Here is a 19,774-nt window from a genome sequence, read left to right as displayed (position 1 = left end):
CGTCAGACCGATACTGGCGTATATTCCGGCAGAGATCCGCTGTCCTCCGCGCTGACCACGGCCATCCGCACCGCCGGGCGACGTCCGCTCAGATAGACCGCGAACACCACGTCGTCCCGGTCGTGGTTGCGGAAGGCGAAGAAGCGCCAGCACAGCTCGCGCCAGCTGTCGTACGGCTCGGCCGAGGCCAGCTCGTCCTGGTGGGCCCGCCAGGTGCCGCTCGCCCGGAGCCTGGACAGGGTGACCGACTCGGCGGGGCCGCGGCGCTGCTCGCACGGGGCGCGGAACCGTACCCGATCGATCATCTCCTCGATCTCCGGCGACAGCGCGGCGATCACCGCAACCCCTGCGGCCATCAGCCACGACGGCCGCGTCATCGCCACCCATCCGGCCACCGGCGCCCACACCGACACCCCGGCCATCCCGGTCAGCACCACGGTCCGGCCGATCGAACGCAGCCCGACCGGCGCCGAGCTCACCTCGCCGAAGCACCCGCAGCCCGCGTCGGGGCGCCGCCTGCGCAGCTCCAGCAGCACGTACGTGGACAACGCGAAGAACCCGACCGTGCCCCACCGGAAGATCGGATGCGTGGTGAGCAGCAACCCGATCGCCAGCACCAGCTCGCTGGCCGCGCAGACCAGCAGCGCGGGCGCCAGCATGCGGCCGGACACCAGCACGGCGGGACCCAGCCTGGACAACGCCCCCGGCTCACCTCCGGCCCGCACCGTGCTCACCTTGGCCACCGTGCCCATGACGAGCAGCACGATCAGGATCGGCAGTTGCGATTCCAGCACGCGTGTCACCCCAATCCGATCTGAGCGTTGAAGCAGCCTTTCACCAAATCGCCGCCGAGCTCCACATAGGAGAACGGCGACAGCTCGGCGATCCGCCCGCGCGGCGAGGTGTCGCACTCGACGCAGCGGTCGCAGAACCGCCCGGCCACGCAACCGCAGGCCACCACCGGCACGTTGGCGGAGCGGCTCGAGCAGACGTTCCTGATCTGGAGGAGGGAGCCGATGGCGAGGTACGGCAGTCCCGCGCAGGACGTGCCGGTGTCGGGGCAGCCGGTGTCAGAACGTTCCAGCATGGGGTAGGCCGCGCCCCGCTCTTCCTCGTCGAACGTGTCCGACCACGTCGCGGTGCCCGAGATGCGGGACTGCAGGCCGGCGTACGCGGGCGGAGGGGGTGGCACGGCGCGGGCCGGGTACGGCGGCTGTGAGGTCGCCGGCAGCAGCGCGAGCCCGGCGCCGTCGCGCCTGATGCCGATCGCGTCGAACAGGTAGCCGGGCTCGAACTTGGGATGCCGCACCTGCAGCCGCCCCGTCGCCCGGTAGGGGATGACGATCGTCCGGTGGCCCCGGTGCGGCCCGCAGTCGAGCTCGACCGTCAGGTCCTTGCGCCCGCTGATCGACAGGATCGTCCCCGTGATGCGCGTGGTGTCCGCCCAGAGCCGCTCCACGACGCGCCCTTCGCGGCGGGTCCGCATCATGACCATGGCGCCCAGGGGCAGATCGGCGGGGGAGGCGTCGGCGCCGTGCCAGGCGGTCGCCCACGGCGCGATGACCAGCCGCTCCTCCGCGCCGTCCGGGGTCTCGATGATGACGAGATGCGGGCTGATGTCAAGGATCTCGCCGGCGACCGCGGTTATGGGTTCGCCATTGTCCGGGTCAGGACCCGGAACGCCGGACTCGCGGCCGAGCGCGGCCGCGGCGAGCACCCGGCGGCGCTCAACGCTCGGATGGCCCATCCGCCCCTCCCTCGCTCGGATACTAGGTTCACACGACTTGGGACTGCTCACGCCCGCGTGGCGCAGAGGAGAGCAAAATACGCATCCCCGGGGAAGGGAGTTGACATCCGTCGGCGGACAAACCGCCACCGACCTTGACCTTCCTTTATCGTCGGCGGGTCGAAACCTGAATTGCGGTTCAGCCCTAATAGGGCATCAGGCTGCGATTCTGGCCACGATGCAGACCACCGGATGGGAAGAAGAGTTCCGCGAGTACGTCAGAACCCGCGGTCCTGCGCTGCTGCGCGCCGCTCACCAGCTCACCGGGCATCCGCTGGACGCGGAGGACCTGCTGCAGAACGCGCTGACCAAGACGTACCTGGCGTGGGAGCGCATCGAGGACCGGCGCGCGCTGGACGGGTATGTGCGGCGGGCGATGGTGAACATCAACATCTCGCAGTGGCGGCGGCGCAAGCTGGAGGAGTATCCCTCGGACGAATTGCCCGAGATGATCGTGGTGGACGAGCCGGTCACCTGCGGGGACGTTCACGAGCAACTGGAGCAGGCGCTGGAGGAACTGCCTGAGCGGATGCGAGCGGCGATCGTGCTGCGCTATTACGAGGACATGACCGAGCCGGAGATCGCCAGGACGCTTGGGATCAGCGTCGGGACGGTGAAGAGCACGGTGTCGCGGGGGATGGCCAAGCTCCGGACCGCCTTGGGGCTGGGGAGGTAGGCCGAGACGGCCTGGGTGTCAGACCGAGGCCGCGGAGCCGGAGGCGGATGCATTGAGGGCGTCGGGGACGTCGCTGGTGTCGCGTTCGCCACACGAAACGGGGGATGCCTGGGACGCCTTGCCAGGCTCCATGGCCCCTACGGTGGCGCAGGGCCGCACCACATTCCTGATCTTGCGCAGGGTGCTCAAGAACGCCTCGAGCTCCTCGGCGTCCAGCAATCCGGTAAAGGTGTCGTCGATGTCCTGGAGATGCTGGGGCAGCACGGATTCCAGTCGCTCGCGCCCGGCGTCGGTGAGCGCGGCGTAGGAGGCTCGCCGATCGCTGGCACACGCCCGCCTCGTCACCAACCCCTCACGTTCGAGCCGGTCGACGACGCGCGTCACGCCGCTGGTGGACAGCCCGGTCTGCGCCGCGAGATCGCTCATCCGCAGCGACTGCCGGGGGGAACGGGCCAGCCTCAGTACGGTCTCGAAATCGATCTCCGACAACCTCGCCGCGGCCATCGCGGGGTGGAACCCGGCCATGAGGCCGGCATACACCTCGGCCAGCAGTCCGACGGCCGTCAGCCGGGGGTCGTCAAAGTTCTTCACGCTCATACCTTAGCCGACGATAGTTGACGTGTGGAATATTCCTCGTGTAGACATTTGTTGCCGAAGACATCCGCACCGCAACCTCTCTGAGGAGAACCCCGATGACCACCCGTACCTGGGAGTCCCTGACCCTCCCCGCCGCCGGCACCTACAACCTGGACGTCGCCCACACCACCATCGGTTTCGTGGTCAAGCACATGATGGTCAGCAAGGTCCGCGGCAGCTTCGGCAGCTTCAGTGGCTCGGTCACGATCGCCGAGAACCCCCTCGAGTCCAGCGCCGAGCTGACGATCCAGACGGAGAGCATCAGCACCGGCGTCGCCGACCGCGACGGTCACCTGCGCAGCGACGACTTCCTCGCCGTCGAGAAGTTCCCGGCGATCACCTTCAAGAGCACCCGCGTGGTCGGCCACTCCGGCGACGAGTTCACCGTCGTCGGCGACCTCACCATCCGTGACGTCACCAGGGAGGTCGAGCTCACCGTCGAGTACGGCGGCGCGGGCACGAACCCGTGGGGTGCCGCGGTGTGGGGCTTCTCGATCAGCGCCGAGATCGACCGCGAGGAGTTCGGCCTGACCTGGAACCAGGCACTGGAGACCGGCGGCGTACTGGTGGGCAAGAAGATCAAGATCGAGGTCGAGGGCGAGGCCAACCCGGCCGCCTGAGGTTATCCACAGCCCTGAAGCCCGTCCACGCTCTGGGCGGGCTTCATCCACAGTCAGTTACCCACAGGCTGTTGATAACTCTTGGTGCAGGCGGCGAGCGGAATCGCTTTGCCGCCTCGCCAGAAGGCCGGTACGCTGTGCTGAGCCGCAAGGGCTTCCAGGAGGATTCGCCTAGTCAGGTCTATGGCGCCGCACTGCTAATGCGGTTTGGTGGCAACACCATCCGGGGTTCAAATCCCCGATCCTCCGCAGGTAGAAGGCCCTCTCCCAGATCTTGGGGAGAGGGCCTTTTGATCTTCGAGGGCGCCATAGTTGCAGGCTTTGTTGCAACGGCTAGGGATTTCCCCAGAGAGCGGAGGCGAGTCGCTTCCCCGCGTCGCGCATCAGCGGTGTGGATACGTGGGTGTAGCGCTCGGTGGTGGTCACTCGGGTGTGGCCGAGAACCTGCTGAACGACCCGGATGTTCACACCCTGCTCGATGAGGAGCGTCGCGGCGGTGTGCCGAGCGTCGTGGACTCGGACGTTGCGGACGCCGGCCTGCTTGAGGATGGCCTTCCAGTGCTTCCAGTCCTCCGTCCGCTCGATGGGCGTGCCGTGCTTGGTCGCGAACACCAAGTCATGGTGCTCCCATCGGTCTCCCGCCTTGTATGCCGGTTGCGCTTGGCGTACGGCGGGACCGCGTTCGCGGCACTCGACCAGGCCCGCCGCGAGATCCATCCACAGCTCTGCTCTTCGGGAAGACCGCGGGCTCACCAGGAGCGGACGCAGCATAGGGACACGTGGGAGATCGGCCGTTGGTCCCGTCGTCTGCCTGCCTTCCATCACGTCGCCTCGCGGTGCAGGACATCACGACCTGGCCCGACACGCAGTCTTCCGAGCCGGGCGACCCGCAGCGGGCACTGCTCGACAGCGGTGCAGGACATCACGACCTGGTCCGACACGCAGTCTTCCGAGCCGGGCGACCCGCAGCGGGCACTGCTCGACAGGGGTACGGACGTGGGCACTCTGATCAAGGACGCGGTGGCGAGCAAGGACGTTGCGGCCCTGCCGTCGAGGCGTCCGGAGCGCCGCCGACATCACCCTGATGTCGGCATGCTAGATGGCACCGTCGTGCCTCCTTCCCAACGAGAACGCTTCCGGGTCGTAGCGTTCCGCCTCGGCAGGTTCGTCTAGGAAGGTGTTCTTTGTGATATTAAACTCCGGACGCCGCTCATCCAGACGATTGTCGGCCAAGACCCTGTCGGTGCTCTGTACCCTCGTGCTCGGCTTGCTGAACATGTCGCAGACCAGCCAGGCCACCACCATGGTGTGGGACCCTCCCGCGCTGCAGCCGATCGACCCGCAGCGCGTGCGGGACCAGCAGGACATGACGTGGCAGGACTACAAACCGATCCCCGGGGTGAGCTGGGCGACCAACGGCGCGATCCCGACCGACCGCGCGCTCCGGGTGGCGCTCGTCGCGGTCGACTTCCCCGACCAGCCGTTCGTCATCACCAAGCCGAAGCAGTCAGACCCGTTCGGCAACCCGCAGATCGACCCCGTCACCCGGGACAAGGTCGCGCAGTTCTACGCCGACTTCTTCAACACGCCGAGCCCGGTGAACCACTACCAGACCATCAACGGGTACTGGATGGAGCAGAGCGGCGGCAGGGTCGGCATTTCCTCGGTGACCGCCTTCGGGCCGTACCGGATGCCGAAGAACTCCTCCCAGTACGGCCTCAACGACATCGGCCAGGAACGCCAGCAGGGCTGCCCCGGGCAGACCACGGTGACCGGGAACCAAGCCGGCGTGACCACCATCGCGGTGGAGTCGACCAAGTTCCTCAAGGTCGGCGATCTCATCACGATCGCGGGCGTCTCCCCGTCCGGGCAGAGGGTCGTCACCGCCATTCCGGACGACACCCACCTCACGCTCGACGCGACGGTGACGGTCACCGACAAGGCCGGCATCAACAACTGTGCCGGGACTCGCCTGGAGACCGACGCCGACAAGCTCTGGCACGAAGACGCGGGCTGCACCCGCAACTGCGGCTATGACGTGGTCCTGCGGATCTACGCCGGCTACGACGAGACGTCGGTGTGGCAGGAGTTCGGCGAGATGAAGTTCAACTCGCCGGAGGACGTGCCGAGGGAGATATGGGGCAACCCGAACCCGGCGCTGCCCAACTCGGTTCCCAGCCGGTACGTCCCCTGGACTTCCTGGCTTGCCGGATCGCAGCTATGGGGCCAGTCGACGGTCCGGCAGGGTGAGAGCTCCGGCACGATCACGCACGAGCTGAGCCACTTCTTCTTCAGCATCGGCGACAACAACAACAATCCGTATGTGAAGCCGTACCACCGGGCGGGGTCGGGGCCGTGGGACATGATGGACCGGGGCTCGTTCAACGGCCCGGGCGGTCCGCACAACCGCTGGCGGGTTCCCGCGCAGCAGGGCGCCTCGATGGGGGCCGAGCAGACGCTGAGGAACAAGATCGGAATGGGCTTCGTCCCCTACTCCTCGGTGCTGCGCCTCAACCGTGACGGCCTCGCCGAGTCCGGCCTCGCGGTCGTGGACGTGATCGCCAGGGCGGTGAACGCCGGCCCGCTGCCGAAGGGCACCCGGGCGGGCGTCCAGGTTCTGCTGGACGGCGCCGCGCCGGTCGACCGTTCGCCTGCCTGTGACGTCAATACCGACCCGCTGTGCGACGGCGGCGGCCCCTCCGGCGGGTGGGGCAACTACACTCTCGAGACGGTTCAGCGGATCGGGTACGGCTCGTTCCAGCCGGACAACGGCGTGCTGATCGCCAAGAACAAGTCCTACGAGCCCGGAGGCGACGGCAAGGAAGGCGCGACCTGCGGCTACAACTGCTTCACGTGGGTGGTGGACGCGCATCCCGAAGACATCGACATGCTGGACTACAAACGGCCTGACGGCACCAAGGTGATGCGCACCATCGGCGACTACCGGCAGCTCAACGACGCGCTGTTCCACGCCGGAACGAACTCGGGCTCGAAGAACGAGTACGTCGACGCCGCGAACGGCCTGCACTTCTACATCGTGGACAAGTACAAGGACACCAAGGGCCTCCTGCACTACGTCATCGGCGTGCAGAACCCGGCGGGCGCCGGACCGCATCAGCGCGGCGTGGCGGTGGCCAAGGGGAGACCAGGCGGCAAGGCCCCAGCACATGCCACCAACTGCTCGTTCAGGTTGACCAACACCGGCAAGGAGGCGGCCACCGATCCGGCGCTGCACCCGCAGGACGAGCGAACGCACCTGCGCAACGACATCTACCGGCTGTCGACCTCGGCTACGGGCGCGGGCTGGGTGGCGCAGCTACCCAGCAACCTGACCACGGTCGCGTTCGGCCGGTCGGTCGACGTCCCGGTCTATGTGACCCGTACACCGCGCAGCACCCACTCCGCCACGGTCAAGCTGACCGCGACCTCGGTGAGCGATCCGGGGAAGACGACCACCTCCACCTGCACGGTGAAGACCCAGGACACCGACCACTGATCAGGTGACTCTTTCCGCAGTCTGGACCGGTCGTTCGGGAGACCGCTCCAGACTGCGTCCTGGCGGGCGGCCTCCGAGGTGGTGAGCAGGACGAGCAGCAACCGTGCAGCTCCTCAACACCATCGCATCGTCAGCGCATAGCGAATGTATTGACCCGGACGGACAGTCTTGTCTCACACCAAGACGACGAAGGAGAACACGATGGGCAGCGCCGCAACCAGCACGTATGAGGGATTCACGGCCGAGGAGCGGGCCGCGATGAAGGACCACGCCAAAGAGCTGAGGACGGCGGCACGCCGCAGTCCGGCGGACAAGGCGGCGGAGGCTGAGCGGGACGTGCTCGCGAAGATCGCCGAGATGCAGGACTCGGACCGGATCCTGGCCGAGCGTGTCCATGCCGTCATCACGGCCTGCGCCCCGGCCCTCGCGCCGAAGCTCTGGTACGGGATGCCCGCGTACGCGCTGGACGGCAAAATCGTGTGTCACTTCCAGAGCGCGGCGAAGTTCAAGACGCGCTACGCGACGCTCGGGTTCAGCGACCAGGCGAAGCTGGACGAGGGCACGATGTGGGCGGCCGCTTTCGCTCTGACCGAGGTGACGGCCGAGGTGGAGGAGCGGATCAGCGCGCTCGTGAAGCAGGCGGTGAGCTGAGGGGGGCCACAATGTGCGTTGATCATGAGCGTGTCCATACGGATCCGAGGGCACGGCGGCGCCTGAGCGCCTGCCGGACTTGGCCGGTGAGGCGGCGGCGACTCGCCGGTCGATCGACTCTTCGTCCTGCCGGGATCCGTCCTTGGCATCAGCGGATCATCCGCTACCCGATGACGCCGGAGACCCGACATGCCGCTGCGCTCTGAAGTCGTCGCAACTCATGCTTCTTCGGCGCGAGGGACGTGCGCGACTTTCTTTTCCTGAGACGAGGGCTCTCCAGGGTCATGAACGCCTTCCAGGACCACCTGGCCTTGTCTGTCAACAAACTTCGTGAACAATTCCTGCGAATAGCCAAAAATGATGGCCCACGCGACTATTTGGGCTGACGTATCGAGCGCGCTTAGCCCTGGGATGAACCATCCACGCATGAGAAGCAGGCCGAGTACAGCGGTGAGCGCCCCTGTGGGAAGCTTCAATATGGCCAGTGCCACCGGAACCGGAAAAGCGGTAGATGTGCCTTTGATCTTCCGCAGTCGAGTGGTTGCCGCAAGTCCGGCTGCCAGCAGTCCGGCAATTTCGACGACGATGTAGTCGCCCCAGCTGGCCGTTTCTCGGATTTTCTGCTCAAGCTCATTCTTTTCGATTTCTTGCTGGGTATTAGTAGGGCAGACGATGTTAAATTTTAGACCACCTAGGGAGGGGGGAGTAAAGCACAGTGGTACCGCCTCTGCGAAGATCGCTGTAACGATGATAAGTGCAAGTGCAAGTGCGAATAGGGATGCCGTCATGATTCGTACGATGCGCAGGAAGTTCAGGGCTCGTACCTTTTCCCGTATTGCGGTCTCTTGCGCTGCGGACACTACCTCGACCGTTGTGACCAAATCGTCAGTTGTCAGTTCCGAGCTCTCCCTGGCTGCTCTTTCTGCTATCTTCTCAATGCTGATTCGTCCGTCATCCGCTGTGCTGAGATGTTCTCTGATGGTCGGGAGAACGATTGGTAGATACGGTTTCAGCCTGTCTGGTGGCAGGGCTCTCAGCCAGAGAATGCGCGCCGTATTGAAGTGAATCTGTGCGGCGATCGTGCGAGATCCATGCGAGCGCCCGCGATGTGTATGGAAGTCAAGGATTTCGTCCGCCCTTTTGAGTGCTTCCTTTGCTCCTTTGATGAGTTCGTCGGAGCCAGTGTTGTATTGTGCCATGGTGTCAATGATGCATCTGAGCTCGCACACGTTGGCGCGAATCTCCTCGCACACCGCACAAGAGCTTCGATTGCGATTCCATTCGTCAAATCGAGCGTCAAAAAACTTCTTGATCGGGAATGACATGTGAATCGCTCTCCTGCTGGTGGATGTGATCTACCGGATACGGAATATCACGGTGCGGCAGCTGTGGTGCGCATGGCGCGCCATATGAGCGGATTTCTTGGAGTAATAAGGCCGCCTCCCGCGCGCTCATCGCGGGCATTTGGCGCTTTTCTGGCGTCACTCACCTGCAGAGGGTGCTGAGCAGGTCGAGGTTGTCGACGAAACAGTTTCAGGCGCCGCGCACGGCAGAGTGCCCTGTCACGGGCGGGCATGCTGGAGGGAGGCTCCAAATCGTTTCCCCGGCTGCGATGAGTCAATCCCTCCAGTGGAACCAGGCATCGAAAACGCTGTACGGCGGGCTGCCCAGGACCGTTTCCACCCGAAGCTCGGCCTCTAACGGCAAACTGAGGACCTGAGAATCGAGCAAGGCGATATCGTGCCGATCGAGAACCTGGCCGATCTGCCGATACTCCTCCGTCCATCCTGGAGGGGCGGCATCGGCGACTCGCGACAGATCCGGCAGGCCGTGACCACCGCCACCGCCAGGCCCCGAAGATCGGATGTCGGGCTCGAAGAGTGCTGCCAGTGGTGCGAGCCGGCACAGGGCCAGGGACAACCCCTCGACATGCGTCCAGCCGTTCTCGGAACGGCGCATCGATCCGTCGCGCTTGGTGATGAAGACCTCGACGTAGGACGCATATCCGGAGCCATAATGCTGGAACTCGGCATGATGGACGATCGACGTCGGCATTCGGTCGAGATCAGCGACGACCCACCGGAGGAAACCCTCCACAGAGACGGCCCCGCCGGCCCATGCTCCCGCCATGCTTGCCGGCGCATCATGCACGGCGCTGAGAAGAGCTATCGGATCGGTTGCCGGCTTCCTGTTCACTGGTTCGCTCCGTGTCTGGCTGCCGCGTACGTCTGCCCACCTGTATTGAAGCGCGCATCGGCGAGTTGGATCGCGCGCTGAACGGTCAGGATGTGATCGAAAATCGAATGCTCCCCGGCTGGTGAAACTTTAAGGTGGGATGCCGGGCGTTAGAGAGGGAATTGATGTCGATCGGTTCTGGGCGTACCACGCTGGCCTCCGTCGCCGCGTCGGCCGGCGTGTCCGTGGCCACCGTGTCGAAGGTGCTCAACGGCCGCCGCGACGTCGCGCCGGCCACCCGTTCGCTGGTGGAATCTCTCCTGCGGGAACACGGCTACGTCCCGCGCTCGTCACGCCGGGAGCGAGCGGAGGCGTCGGCCACGGTCGAGATGTGGGTGGACGAGCTGTGCGCCTACTCCACCGAGATCATCAAGGGTACGATCGAGGCCGGATCCGAGTCGGGCGTGGCGGTCGTCGTCACCAACTCGCCAACCGTGACCGGCAGCGCCACCTCCTGGGCTCGCGACCTGGTCGCCGCCGGGCGTCGAGCGATGATCACTCTCACCAGCGGGCCGACCTCGATCCAGCTCGCCGCGTTGTCCAAGGCCCGCCTCCCAGTGGTCGTCATCGACCCGCTGAACCTGCCGGAGACCTCCGCGACGAGCGTCGGCTCCACCAACTTCGCCGGCGGTCTGGCCGCCGCGAAGCATCTGCTGGGCCTCGGCCACCGTCGCATCGCCTACCTCGGCGGCCCGGCGACTTCAAGCACCAACCAAGCACGCATGCATGGCTACCGCGCCGCCATGGAAGCAGCGGGTGTGCCCGTACTTCCCGAATACGTCCGCGCTGAGGGTTTCTGCTACCCGCACGGGGTGAAAGCAGGAGCCGCCCTGCTCGACCTGCACCCCGCGCCAACGGCCATCTTCGCCGCCGGTGACGAGAGTGCCCTCGGCGCCATACAGGCCGCCAGGGCCCGTGGCCTGCGCATTCCCGAAGACCTCAGCGTCGTCGGCTTCGACGACACCGAACTCGCCACCATGACCTCGCCGCAGCTGACCACCGTACGTCAGCCGCTGCGCGAAATGGGCGCCGTTGCCCTGCGCACCTCGCTGCGCCTGGCCGCCGGAGAGAAGGTCGAATACCGCCACGTCGAGCTCGCCACTGAACTCGTCGTACGGGGGTCGACCTTGGCCGCTGTCTGACTTCACCGCGACGGGAGCATCGGCGGGAGTTCTGCACGGCGTTGAGCGTGCATGGAAACGAAGGCCTATTCAAGATCATGCAGATCCGGCTCCGGCATGCGGACCAACGGGATGGTGTCAGTGTCAGGCAGGGGGCTCGTGGAGTAGATCACCACTCACGCCATTCGTCTGTGATCTCAAATCGCTTGATTCCGCTCCCGTTGACCGGTGGATAGGCGGGGCGCCATCGGCATAATGACCATCGAACAGTCATGATCGTGGATATCCGAGAAGTGGCGGATATATGGCCTTCGAGGTACTGCAACCCGATGATCCCCTGCAGGTAGGGCCCTACCGGATTGAGGCGCGATTGGGCGCCGGCGGAATGGGCCGCGTCTATCTGGGGCGTTCGCGGACCGGGCGCGCGGTGGCGGTGAAGGTCATCCACCCGGCCGTCGCCGTCGACCAGGACTTCCTGCACCGCTTCGCCCGTGAGGTCGCCTTGGCGCGTACGGTCAGCGGCTTCTTCACGGCGGGCGTGGTCGACGCCGACCCGCTGGGCTCACCACCGTGGCTGGCGACGGCGTACGTGCCGGGACTGTCGCTGGACGCGGCCGTCGCCGAGCACGGCCCGTGGCGCGAGCCGGCGGTCCTGGCCCTGGGCGCGGGCCTGGCGGAGGCGCTGGAGTCCATCCACGCGGCCGGCGTCGTGCACCGCGACCTCAAACCCTCGAACGTGCTGCTCGCCGCCGACGGCCCCCGGGTCATCGACTTCGGCATCTCCATGGCCATCGAGGGCAGCCGGCTGACTCAGACCGGCATGGCGGTGGGCACCCCCGGCTTCATGTCCCCGGAACAGCTGACCGGCGCGCCCGTCGGGCCGCCCAGCGACATTTTCTGCCTGGGCGCCGTGCTGGCCTTCGCCGCGACGGGGACGGGCCCCTTCGGCACGGGCTCGTGGCAGGGCCTGTGGTACCGCACCGTGCACGAGGAGCCGGACCTGGCGGCCCTTTCCCCCGCGCTGCGCGCTGTGGTGGCCAGGTGCATGGCCAAGGGGCCGGAGGAACGGCCGAGCGCCACTGCCTTGCTGGACGAGCTGACGGAGAGTGTCGCCCGCGGGACCACGATCGTCGAGCTGTTCACGGAGGTGACCTGGTTACCGGAGAAGGTCGCGGAGGCCATCCCCAGCGCCGCTCCGCAGCCCGCGCAGGAGCCGCCCAAGCCCGAGCCTGAGCCGCCCGGGCCGGCACCGCCCGAGCCGGCACCGCCCGAGCCGGCACCACCCGCCGCTTCTCCGGCCCAGCCCACAGAGGTCATCGAACGCCCGGACGGCGGCGGCACACTCGCCGCTACACCGCCCGCGCCCTTCCCCCGACCCGCGGCGGCAGCCACCGACGGCCACGGACAGCGCGCTTTCTACTCTCTCGTGCTCGGCCTCCTGGTGCTCCTGATCGTCTCCGTCATCCTCGTCAACAAGTCCGCGACGCCCAACACGTCGTCGCCAACGTCTGTCGCCGCGCCGACCCCCGACAAGACCTCCGTCCACTCCGGGCGATTCACCTCGCGCATCTCGTACTGCGATCTGTTCAAGGGCCAGCAGATACTGAAGCTCACCCAGAAGAAGACCAGATTCGGCTGTAGGTGGGCGAAATCGGGCGTGAAGCTGACCGTGGAGCCCCTACTGCCCGACGGAACCCTCAAGGCTCCCTCCCCCTGGTTCCCCAGCGTGGCGGCGGCCAAGGACCGGTATCGCCGGGAACGGGAGAGCGCCCTGAACAGGTGGGCCCCGCGCTCTCATACCCTGCCCGAGGACGTGATAGCGGGCGAAGCCGCCTTCGTCTACAGCGATGGCGGCGGGTGGGATGCCCCCTCCAAGGCGACCGTGGTGTTCCGTACGAGCAACTTGGTGCTCATGGTCACCTACACCGACCCCGACGCCGGCGTTTCCGACGTCCGGAACATAGCCGTCGACGTCACCAAGGCGATCGCCTCCTCGCTCAACAAGCGCACGAATTAGCCGTACGTAAGGACCGCAACATCAAGTACAACCGCGGCTCCCTCTACATGGTGGTCGAGCAGCTCCGGAAGGCGGGGTTCATCCAGGAGCAGGAGACCGTCCGCGACACCCAGCGCCTGGAGCGCACCATCTACGGCATCACCGACGCCCGGCCGCGCCGAGGTCTGCGACTGGATGCGGGAGCTGGTCGGCCAGGTGCGGGAGGAGTACCCGCACTTCGGGGTGGCCCTCTCGCTGCTGATCGTCCTGGACCCCGAGGAGTCGGTCGAGCTGCTCGGGCAGCGGCTGGCGACGCTGGGCTCACCCGCCCTTCACAACGGCGCTCCCGAGGTCTGCCGGGCGGTCGAGGAACTTGTAGGCGTGGGCCAGGTCGGCGACCCGCTGAAGTTCTGTCAGGTCCAGCTTGGCGGGATAGGAGCCGAACGCAACGCCTGCCGCCCATGCCTTGAAGATCTTCGTGTAGAGGGGCAACGCGTCGCGTACCTGCTGAGGATCGCTCGCGATCAGGCGCTGGGCCTTGGCCAGCGCGCGCTGGAAGGCCGCCAGTGTGCGAGGGTTTGCCCGGATCCACTTGTCGGTGGCCGTCATACCCGCGGTGTACAGGTTCGCGAGCTCCTGAGTCATCGCGTCATCCACAATCCGGATGCGCTTGGTCTCGCGGCCTACGGTGACGAACGGTTCGGCCAGGAGGGCGGCGTCGACGTGCCCCTTATTCATCGCGTCGAGCATCTCGGGATCGGTCGTCTCCACCACTACGACGTCGTTCAACGTCAGCCCCGCACGCTTCAGCACGGCTGTCAGCGCCAACTGCCGGAGCCCTCCGAGGTTCGGGATCGCGACCCTCTTGCGCTTGAGATCGGTCACTGTCCGGATCTTCGACTTGGTGTTCACGGCCATCGCGAAGCTTCCCTGCGCGGCCTGGTGCAGGCTGGAGACGATCTTGAACTTCTCCATGCCCCGCTCGTTCACCCTGAAGACTGTGGCGTAGTCGGTCTGGGCCAGGTCCAGCGCGCCGCTAATGACCGAGGGCACCGCGGCCGGTTCGCCGGAGATGAATACCGGCTTCACCGTCAGCCCTTCCTCCTTGAAATAGCCCTTGGTCAGGGCCACGAACACGGGCGCGGACTCCACACTCGGCACCACGCCGACCTTGATGGTGGACTGCTCAGGCGGGCTCGACAGGCGGGCGGCGGCGCGCGGCTCCGCGGGCAGCGCCCGTACCCCGATGGTGGCGGCGAGCACGGTGACGACGACCACCACGGCGGCGGCGAGCGCCATGAAGTTGCGCCGCCTGCGCTGATGGATCTCGATCGCCCTGGCGCCCAGGTCGCGCTCCGGCATGTCGTCCGCGATTCGGCCGAGCTGCTCTCCGAGCCAGGTCATCGGCGTGCCTCCTCACTATGGGCTGAGTCGTCCAGACCGGGCAGTCTCGGGGCCAGCTCGGGCGCCACCGCACGCAGGCGGGCCAGGGCGTGGTGCGCCTGGCTCTTCACGGTGCCGACGGAGCATCCCAGCAGGTCGGCGACGTCACGCTCTGTCCGGTCCTCGTAGAAGCGCAGGACGAGCACCGCGCGCTGCTTGGGTGTCAGCCGCATGAGCGCCTGGCGCAGGACGATCCGCAGGACGGCGGAGTCCTCGGGCGAGTAGGCACGGTCGGGCGGCTCGGCGGTCGGCACCTCGCCGGAACCGCGGCGCCGCCGCCATGAGATGTACTGGTTCACCATGGTCTTGCGCGCATAAGCGTCAAGGTTGTCGATGTGGCGTAACTTCGACCACCGCCCGATCATGCGGACCAGCACACTCTGCAAGAGGTCCTCTGCGAGGTGAACCTCTCCGGTGAGCAGGTAGGCCAGGCGCATCAACGGGCGTTGGTGAGTATCCACGAACGCCTGGAAACTGGCATCGCGATCCAACGTCTCTCCTCATGTCGGTACCCTCCAGACGCTGTGGGCGTGGCGAAAGGTTGGCACTCCTGAGGAGCGGCGTACGGAAGTGACGGGCACCCCCCAACCGCCCTGCGGCCGTCGGTGTAGGGGAGCACGGCGGTGGCAAGCATGAGCACCGCGGACGGCACCCGCCTCAAGCCGATGCAGTACTACCCGATCCTCCGCAGAGGAAAGGCACTCTCCCGGATCTTGGGGAGAGGGCCTTCGCCGCGGAACGGCTGAAGATCGCTTCAGGTGCCCACGTCATGCCGGCGGGCTCGCCGGACCCGTCAGGTGTGGACGGAGGTGCGCGTCTCAGGCTGTCCCAGGTGCTCGGTAGGGATCTGGTAGGTCTCGCGGGCGGTGGCGACGGCGATCGCGCTGATGGCGCACAGGATGGCGGTGAAGATGCCGACGCCGACCCAGCCCTGCAGACCGAGCCAGCCCTCGGGGGAGACGATTCCGGCTGCGGAGGCGACGGCGAACCCGGCGATGGCGAAGCCGATCTGGGTGCCGATCGCCATGCCGGAGAGCCGGACCTTGGTGGTGAACATCTCGCCGTACAGGGAGGGCCAGATGCCGTTGGCGGCCCCGTACACGACGCCGAGGGTCAGGATTCCGGTGATGAAGATCAGCGGGTAGTTCGCGGAGTTGATCGCGGCCAGGTAGACGAAGATCATGATCGGGCTTCCGATGGCTCCGATGAGGAAGACGGGTTTGCGGCCGATCCGGTCCGACAGGATGGCCCACAGGGGCAGGGCGATCAGTGCGACGGTGTTGGCGCTCACGCTCACCCAGAGCATGACCGCCTTGTCCAGGCCGATCTCGTCCGAGGTGGCGTAGTTGAGCGCCCACACGGTGAAGATGGTGCTGACGGTGGCGATGAGCGCGGCGCAGACCACGCGCACGACGCTGGTCCAGTGGTCGCGCATGAGCAGGGCCAGAGGCATGCGCGGGACGGTGCCCGCGGCGACCTCCCGCTCGAAGGCCGGCGTTTCCTCCAGTTTGCGGCGGATGACGTATCCGACGAGGGCCACGACCACGCTGAGCAGGAACGGCACGCGCCAGCCCCAGGTGAGCATCTGCTCCTCGGGGAGGGCCGCGATCGGGATGAAGACCAGGGTGGCCAGGATCTGGCCGAACTGGGTGCCGTTGAGGGTGAAGCTTGTGTAGTAGCCGCGCCGGCCGGCCGGGGCGTGCTCCAGGGTCATCGAGTTGGCGCTGGCCTGCTCGCCGGCCGCCGACAGGCCCTGCAGGATCCGCATCAAAACCAGCAGAACGGGGGCGAGACCGCCGATCTGGTCGCGGGTGGGCAGGCAGCCGATGAGGAAGGTGGACACGCCCATCAGGATGAGCGTGAACACCATGATGTTGCGGCGGCCGAATCTGTCGCCGAAGTGGCCGAGGACGAACGCGCCGACCGGCCGGGCGGCGTAGGCGACCCCGAAGGTGGCCAGTGACTGGAGGGTCGCGGTCGAGGGGTCGGAGGCGTCGAAGAAGACCTTGGAGAAGATCAGGGCGGCAGCGCTGCCGTAGATGAAGAAGTCGTAGTACTCAAGCGCGCTCCCGATCCAGGCGGCGAGGGCCGCCTTGCCTGGCTTTCCTTCGGGGAGGGCATCCGCTGGGACGGGGGGTGTCTGATCGGCCACGTGTCGCTCCTTCGATACCCGGCGGGCCAGGTCGGTCGCCCTCAGGCACTCTGCCCGGTGGGAGACGGATAGGTTGGTTACGAACCAGATAGTTAATTCGCACGGGTGTCGTCATGCTGCAGTGAGGCCCGGCGCATGTCAATAGCGGTGGAGGGGTTTCCTTGCGGTCGGATGACAGCTATAACTAACTCACTAGTTTGTTCATTGTGGCTGTTGTGGGAAGACCTGCCCGCGGTGTGATCACGACCTGCGAGGAGCTGATCCGAATTGACGCACCAACCAGTGTCCAACGGCTCCGGCCTGGGCCTGCCCAGGTCGAGTGAGCCCCGTCTCCCTCGCAGGGAACGCGGATGACGTCCTCTTACCTCATCGGACTGATCGGGGCGGGCATCGGCCCGTCCCTCAGCCCGGCACTCCACGAACGCGAGGCCGACCACCACGGCCTGCGCTACCTCTACCGATTGATCGACATCACCGAGGCCGGTCTCGCGCCGGAGGCGGCAGGCGAACTGGTCCGTACGGCGCGGCGGCTCGGCTTCGACGGGCTCAACATCACCCATCCGTGCAAGCAGACGGTCATCCCACACCTCGACGAGCTCTCCCCCGACGCCGCCGTCCTGGGGGCGGTGAACACGGTCACGTTCGACGGCGACCGGGCCATCGGGCACAACACCGACTGGATCGGGTTCGCCGAGTCGTTCGCGCGGGGCCTGCCTGATGCGGTGACCCACCGGATCGTGCAGTTGGGAGCCGGCGGCGCGGGAGCCGCCATCGCGCACGCGCTGCTCACGCTCGGCGCCGATCGGCTGACCATCGCCGACACCGACCCGGTCAAGGCGCGCTCGCTCACGGAAGAGCTGACCGCCAGGTTCGGCTCCGGTCGCGCGGCCGTCGCGGACACGGACGGCGTGGCCTCGTCGCTCGCCGAGGCGGACGGCCTCGTGCATGCGACCCCGACCGGCATGGCCCACCATCCGGGGCTTCCGCTGCCCGCGGACCTCCTGCACCCGGGGCTGTGGGTGGCCGACATCGTCTACCGCCCGCTGGAGACCGAACTGCTTCGCGCAGCCCGGGCAGTCGGCTGCCGGACCCTGGACGGCGGCGGCATGGTGGTGCATCAGGCCGCACACGCCTTCCGCCTCTTCACGGGAGTGGAGCCGGACGCCGAGCGGATGCTCGGCCATCTGACCGAAATCATCGCTTTCTGAGGGGATCAGCTGTGCGGAAGTCCATCGCCACGGTGTCGGTGAGCGGGTCGCTGGCAGAGAAGCTCGATGCGATCGCCGCCGCCGGATTCGACGGAGTCGAGATCTTCGAGAACGACCTGATCTCGTCTCCGCTGGCACCCGAGGAGGTGCGCTCGCGGGTGGCGGATCTCGGCCTGACCATCGACCTCTACCAGCCCTTGCGTGACTTCGAGGCGGTCGGCCCCGAGGCGCTCGCGGGCAACCTGCGCCGGGCCGAGCGCAAGTTCGCCCTCATGGAACGGCTCGGCGCGCCCATGCTGCTCGTCTGCTCCAGCGTCTCGCCTGACGCCATCGACGATGACGAACTCGCCGCTGAGCACCTGCGGCTGCTCGCGTCGCGGGCCGCCGAGCACGGCATCAAGATCGCCTATGAGGCGCTGGCCTGGGGGCGGCACGTCGACGAGTACCTGCACTCCTGGCGGATCGTCCGGATGGCCGATCACCCGAACCTGGGCGTTTGCCTGGACAGCTTTCACATCCTGTCGCGAGGCTCCGATCCCGGCGGCATCGAGGCGATACCTGGAGAGAAGATCTTCTACCTGCAGCTCGCCGACGCGCCCCGCCTGGCGATGGACGTCCTGCAGTGGAGCCGTCACTACCGCTGCTTTCCAGGGCAGGGCGATTTCGACGTGGCAGGACTGGTCGAGCACACCCTGCGCGCCGGATACGGCGGCCCGCTGTCGCTGGAGGTGTTCAACGACATCTTCCGGCAGGCATCCGCAAGCCGTACCGCTCGCGACGCGATGCGTTCACTGATCCTCTTGGAGGGAGGCGTTCCTTCGACGGCGGGACCGGTCGGATTCGCCTTCGCCGAGCTGACCGTACCCTCGCCGGATCGGCTCTCCGGGCTCCTCACCGCATTGGGCTTCGCCCGTACCGGACGACACGCCACCAAGCCGGTCGAGCTGTGGGAACAGAACGGGGCCAGGATCCTGCTCAACTCGGCCCATGAGGGCACCTCCCTGGCCGCGCTCGGCCTGGAGATCCCCGACCCGGAGGGCGCCGTCGAACGCGCGGCGCGCCTGCTCGCCCCCGTTCTGCCCCGGCGCCGCGGCCCCGGCGAGGCCAAGCTCGACGCGGTGGCCGCACCCGACGGAACCGAGCTGTTCTTCTGCCGCACGGCCGAGCCCTCCTGGCGGTCCGACTTCACCCCAGAGCAGGTGCCCGGGGGTGACATCACGCACCTGGACCACGTCGCGCTCACCCAGCCACGCCACCACTTCGACGAGGCGGCCCTGTTCTACCGGGGAGTCCTCGGGCTACGCCCGCACCAGAGCGTGGAGTTCGCCGACCCGTACGGGCTGGTCCGCAGCCGGGCCATGTCAGGGCCGGACGACGCCGTCCGGATGGTGCTCAACATCGCCAGCGTGAGCGCCCGGGGCACACCCTGGCAGCACGTCGCTCTCGCCTGCCGCGACATCATGGCCACGGCCCGCCGCCTGCACGGCTTGACCCTGCCGATCCCCGGCAACTACTACGACGACCTGGAGGCCCGCTACGACCTCGGCGTCGACCGGCTCCGGACGCTGCGCGAACTCGGCCTGCTGTACGACCGGGACGACCGTGGAGAGTTCCTGCACCTGTACACCGCGACGTTCGGCAGGGTCTTCTTCGAGGTGGTCCAGCGCATCGGCGACTACGAGGGGTACGGCATGGTCAACAGCCCGGTCCGGCTCGCGGCCCAGCATGCCAGACCGTACGCATAAGATGCGGTC

17 protein-coding genes and 1 tRNA gene are annotated in these 19,774 nt (G+C 66.9%); 9 read left to right on the top strand and 9 right to left on the bottom strand.

The annotated features are described in order from the left end of the window. Window positions 1–2: 2 nt before the first annotated feature. Window positions 3–794 carry a MauE/DoxX family redox-associated membrane protein gene (locus ACIBX3_RS23285; RefSeq protein ID WP_397120173.1) on the bottom strand — a complete coding sequence of 264 codons (792 nt, stop codon included), beginning with the start codon at window positions 792–794 and terminating at the stop codon, window positions 3–5. 5 nt (window positions 795–799) lie between these two features. Continuing rightward, entirely contained in the window at window positions 800–1,747 is a 948-nt protein-coding gene (locus tag ACIBX3_RS23280) for a hypothetical protein (protein ID WP_397120171.1), read from the bottom strand. A gap of 217 nt (window positions 1,748–1,964) precedes the next feature. Here ACIBX3_RS23280 and ACIBX3_RS23275 point away from each other — a divergent pair, with 217 nt between their 5' ends. Beyond that, on the top strand, window positions 1,965–2,462 hold the full coding sequence (locus tag ACIBX3_RS23275; RefSeq protein WP_397120169.1) for a SigE family RNA polymerase sigma factor: 498 nt from the start codon (window positions 1,965–1,967) through the stop codon (window positions 2,460–2,462). Between the two features lie 18 nt (window positions 2,463–2,480). On the opposite strand, the gene ACIBX3_RS23270 is transcribed toward ACIBX3_RS23275, so the two are convergent. Next, on the bottom strand, window positions 2,481–3,059 hold the full coding sequence (locus ACIBX3_RS23270) for a MarR family winged helix-turn-helix transcriptional regulator (RefSeq protein ID WP_397120167.1): 579 nt from the start codon (window positions 3,057–3,059) through the stop codon (window positions 2,481–2,483). 95 nt (window positions 3,060–3,154) lie between these two features. Here ACIBX3_RS23270 and ACIBX3_RS23265 point away from each other — a divergent pair, with 95 nt between their 5' ends. Both ACIBX3_RS23265 and ACIBX3_RS23260 read left to right on the top strand, forming a co-directional pair. Further along, a complete protein-coding gene (locus ACIBX3_RS23265) occupies window positions 3,155–3,718 on the top strand; it encodes a YceI family protein (RefSeq protein ID WP_397120165.1) in 564 nt (187 codons plus the stop codon). 160 nt (window positions 3,719–3,878) lie between these two features. After that, window positions 3,879–3,967, top strand: a tRNA-Ser gene (locus ACIBX3_RS23260). An 84-nt stretch (window positions 3,968–4,051) separates the two neighbouring features. Here the strand turns inward: ACIBX3_RS23260 and ACIBX3_RS23255 are convergent. Then, on the bottom strand, window positions 4,052–4,435 hold the full coding sequence (locus ACIBX3_RS23255; protein ID WP_397120163.1) for a tyrosine-type recombinase/integrase: 384 nt from the start codon (window positions 4,433–4,435) through the stop codon (window positions 4,052–4,054). Between the two features lie 541 nt (window positions 4,436–4,976). Here ACIBX3_RS23255 and ACIBX3_RS23250 point away from each other — a divergent pair. Together ACIBX3_RS23250 and ACIBX3_RS23245 are read left to right on the top strand one after the other, a co-directional pair. Next, on the top strand, window positions 4,977–7,214 hold the full coding sequence (locus ACIBX3_RS23250) for a peptidase M6 (RefSeq protein ID WP_397120161.1): 2,238 nt from the start codon (window positions 4,977–4,979) through the stop codon (window positions 7,212–7,214). A gap of 201 nt (window positions 7,215–7,415) precedes the next feature. Continuing rightward, entirely contained in the window at window positions 7,416–7,865 is a 450-nt protein-coding gene (locus tag ACIBX3_RS23245) for an iron chaperone (protein ID WP_397120159.1), read from the top strand. A 218-nt stretch (window positions 7,866–8,083) separates the two neighbouring features. On the opposite strand, the gene ACIBX3_RS23240 is transcribed toward ACIBX3_RS23245, so the two are convergent. Together ACIBX3_RS23240 and ACIBX3_RS23235 are read right to left on the bottom strand one after the other, a co-directional pair. Continuing rightward, on the bottom strand, window positions 8,084–9,190 hold the full coding sequence (locus ACIBX3_RS23240) for a hypothetical protein (RefSeq protein ID WP_397120157.1): 1,107 nt from the start codon (window positions 9,188–9,190) through the stop codon (window positions 8,084–8,086). Between the two features lie 292 nt (window positions 9,191–9,482). Further along, entirely contained in the window at window positions 9,483–10,061 is a 579-nt protein-coding gene (locus ACIBX3_RS23235) for a hypothetical protein (RefSeq protein WP_397120155.1), read from the bottom strand. Window positions 10,062–10,225: 164 nt separating this feature from the next. Here ACIBX3_RS23235 and ACIBX3_RS23230 point away from each other — a divergent pair, with 164 nt between their 5' ends. Continuing rightward, on the top strand, window positions 10,226–11,242 hold the full coding sequence (locus ACIBX3_RS23230; protein WP_397120153.1) for a LacI family DNA-binding transcriptional regulator: 1,017 nt from the start codon (window positions 10,226–10,228) through the stop codon (window positions 11,240–11,242). Between the two features lie 283 nt (window positions 11,243–11,525). Next, window positions 11,526–13,238, top strand: a complete 1,713-nt coding sequence (locus ACIBX3_RS23225; RefSeq protein WP_397120151.1) for a serine/threonine-protein kinase — start codon at window positions 11,526–11,528, stop codon at window positions 13,236–13,238. 300 nt (window positions 13,239–13,538) lie between these two features. On the opposite strand, the gene ACIBX3_RS23220 is transcribed toward ACIBX3_RS23225, so the two are convergent. From ACIBX3_RS23220 to ACIBX3_RS23210, 3 genes are all read right to left on the bottom strand, one after another. Beyond that, a complete protein-coding gene (locus ACIBX3_RS23220) occupies window positions 13,539–14,621 on the bottom strand; it encodes an ABC transporter substrate-binding protein (RefSeq protein ID WP_397120149.1) in 1,083 nt (360 codons plus the stop codon). Then, window positions 14,618–15,151, bottom strand: coding sequence for a SigE family RNA polymerase sigma factor (locus ACIBX3_RS23215; protein WP_397120147.1), 534 nt, complete (start codon window positions 15,149–15,151; stop codon window positions 14,618–14,620). The genes ACIBX3_RS23220 and ACIBX3_RS23215 overlap by 4 nt, the downstream gene beginning before the upstream one ends. Window positions 15,152–15,453: 302 nt before the next feature. After that, window positions 15,454–16,812, bottom strand: a complete 1,359-nt coding sequence (locus ACIBX3_RS23210) for an MFS transporter (protein WP_397120145.1) — start codon at window positions 16,810–16,812, stop codon at window positions 15,454–15,456. A 350-nt stretch (window positions 16,813–17,162) separates the two neighbouring features. On the opposite strand from ACIBX3_RS23210, the gene ACIBX3_RS23205 reads away from it, so the two are divergent. Both ACIBX3_RS23205 and ACIBX3_RS23200 read left to right on the top strand, forming a co-directional pair. Continuing rightward, window positions 17,163–18,020, top strand: coding sequence for a shikimate dehydrogenase (locus ACIBX3_RS23205; RefSeq protein ID WP_397120143.1), 858 nt, complete (start codon window positions 17,163–17,165; stop codon window positions 18,018–18,020). An 11-nt stretch (window positions 18,021–18,031) separates the two neighbouring features. Continuing rightward, window positions 18,032–19,765, top strand: coding sequence for a bifunctional sugar phosphate isomerase/epimerase/4-hydroxyphenylpyruvate dioxygenase family protein (locus tag ACIBX3_RS23200; RefSeq protein WP_397120141.1), 1,734 nt, complete (start codon window positions 18,032–18,034; stop codon window positions 19,763–19,765). Window positions 19,766–19,774: the final 9 nt, after the last annotated feature.

This window comes from Nonomuraea sp. NPDC049480 (assembly GCF_044465905.1).
In the GTDB taxonomy this organism is placed as follows: Bacteria; Actinomycetota; Actinomycetes; order Streptosporangiales; family Streptosporangiaceae; genus Nonomuraea.
This window is presented reverse-complemented; position numbering and strand designations above follow the sequence as displayed.

Coding starts and splice junctions, on each gene's coding strand:
- ACIBX3_RS23280 (WP_397120171.1), bottom strand. CDS start 1,747: ATGGGCCATCCGAGCGTTGAGCGCCGCCGGGTGCTCGCCGCGGCCGCG.
- ACIBX3_RS23275 (WP_397120169.1), top strand. CDS start 1,965: ATGCAGACCACCGGATGGGAAGAAGAGTTCCGCGAGTACGTCAGAACC.
- ACIBX3_RS23270 (WP_397120167.1), bottom strand. CDS start 3,059: ATGAGCGTGAAGAACTTTGACGACCCCCGGCTGACGGCCGTCGGACTG.
- ACIBX3_RS23265 (WP_397120165.1), top strand. CDS start 3,155: ATGACCACCCGTACCTGGGAGTCCCTGACCCTCCCCGCCGCCGGCACC.
- ACIBX3_RS23255 (WP_397120163.1), bottom strand. CDS start 4,435: ATGGATCTCGCGGCGGGCCTGGTCGAGTGCCGCGAACGCGGTCCCGCC.
- ACIBX3_RS23245 (WP_397120159.1), top strand. CDS start 7,416: ATGGGCAGCGCCGCAACCAGCACGTATGAGGGATTCACGGCCGAGGAG.
- ACIBX3_RS23240 (WP_397120157.1), bottom strand. CDS start 9,190: ATGTCATTCCCGATCAAGAAGTTTTTTGACGCTCGATTTGACGAATGG.
- ACIBX3_RS23230 (WP_397120153.1), top strand. CDS start 10,226: ATGTCGATCGGTTCTGGGCGTACCACGCTGGCCTCCGTCGCCGCGTCG.
- ACIBX3_RS23225 (WP_397120151.1), top strand. CDS start 11,526: ATGGCCTTCGAGGTACTGCAACCCGATGATCCCCTGCAGGTAGGGCCC.
- ACIBX3_RS23220 (WP_397120149.1), bottom strand. CDS start 14,621: ATGACCTGGCTCGGAGAGCAGCTCGGCCGAATCGCGGACGACATGCCG.
- ACIBX3_RS23205 (WP_397120143.1), top strand. CDS start 17,163: ATGACGTCCTCTTACCTCATCGGACTGATCGGGGCGGGCATCGGCCCG.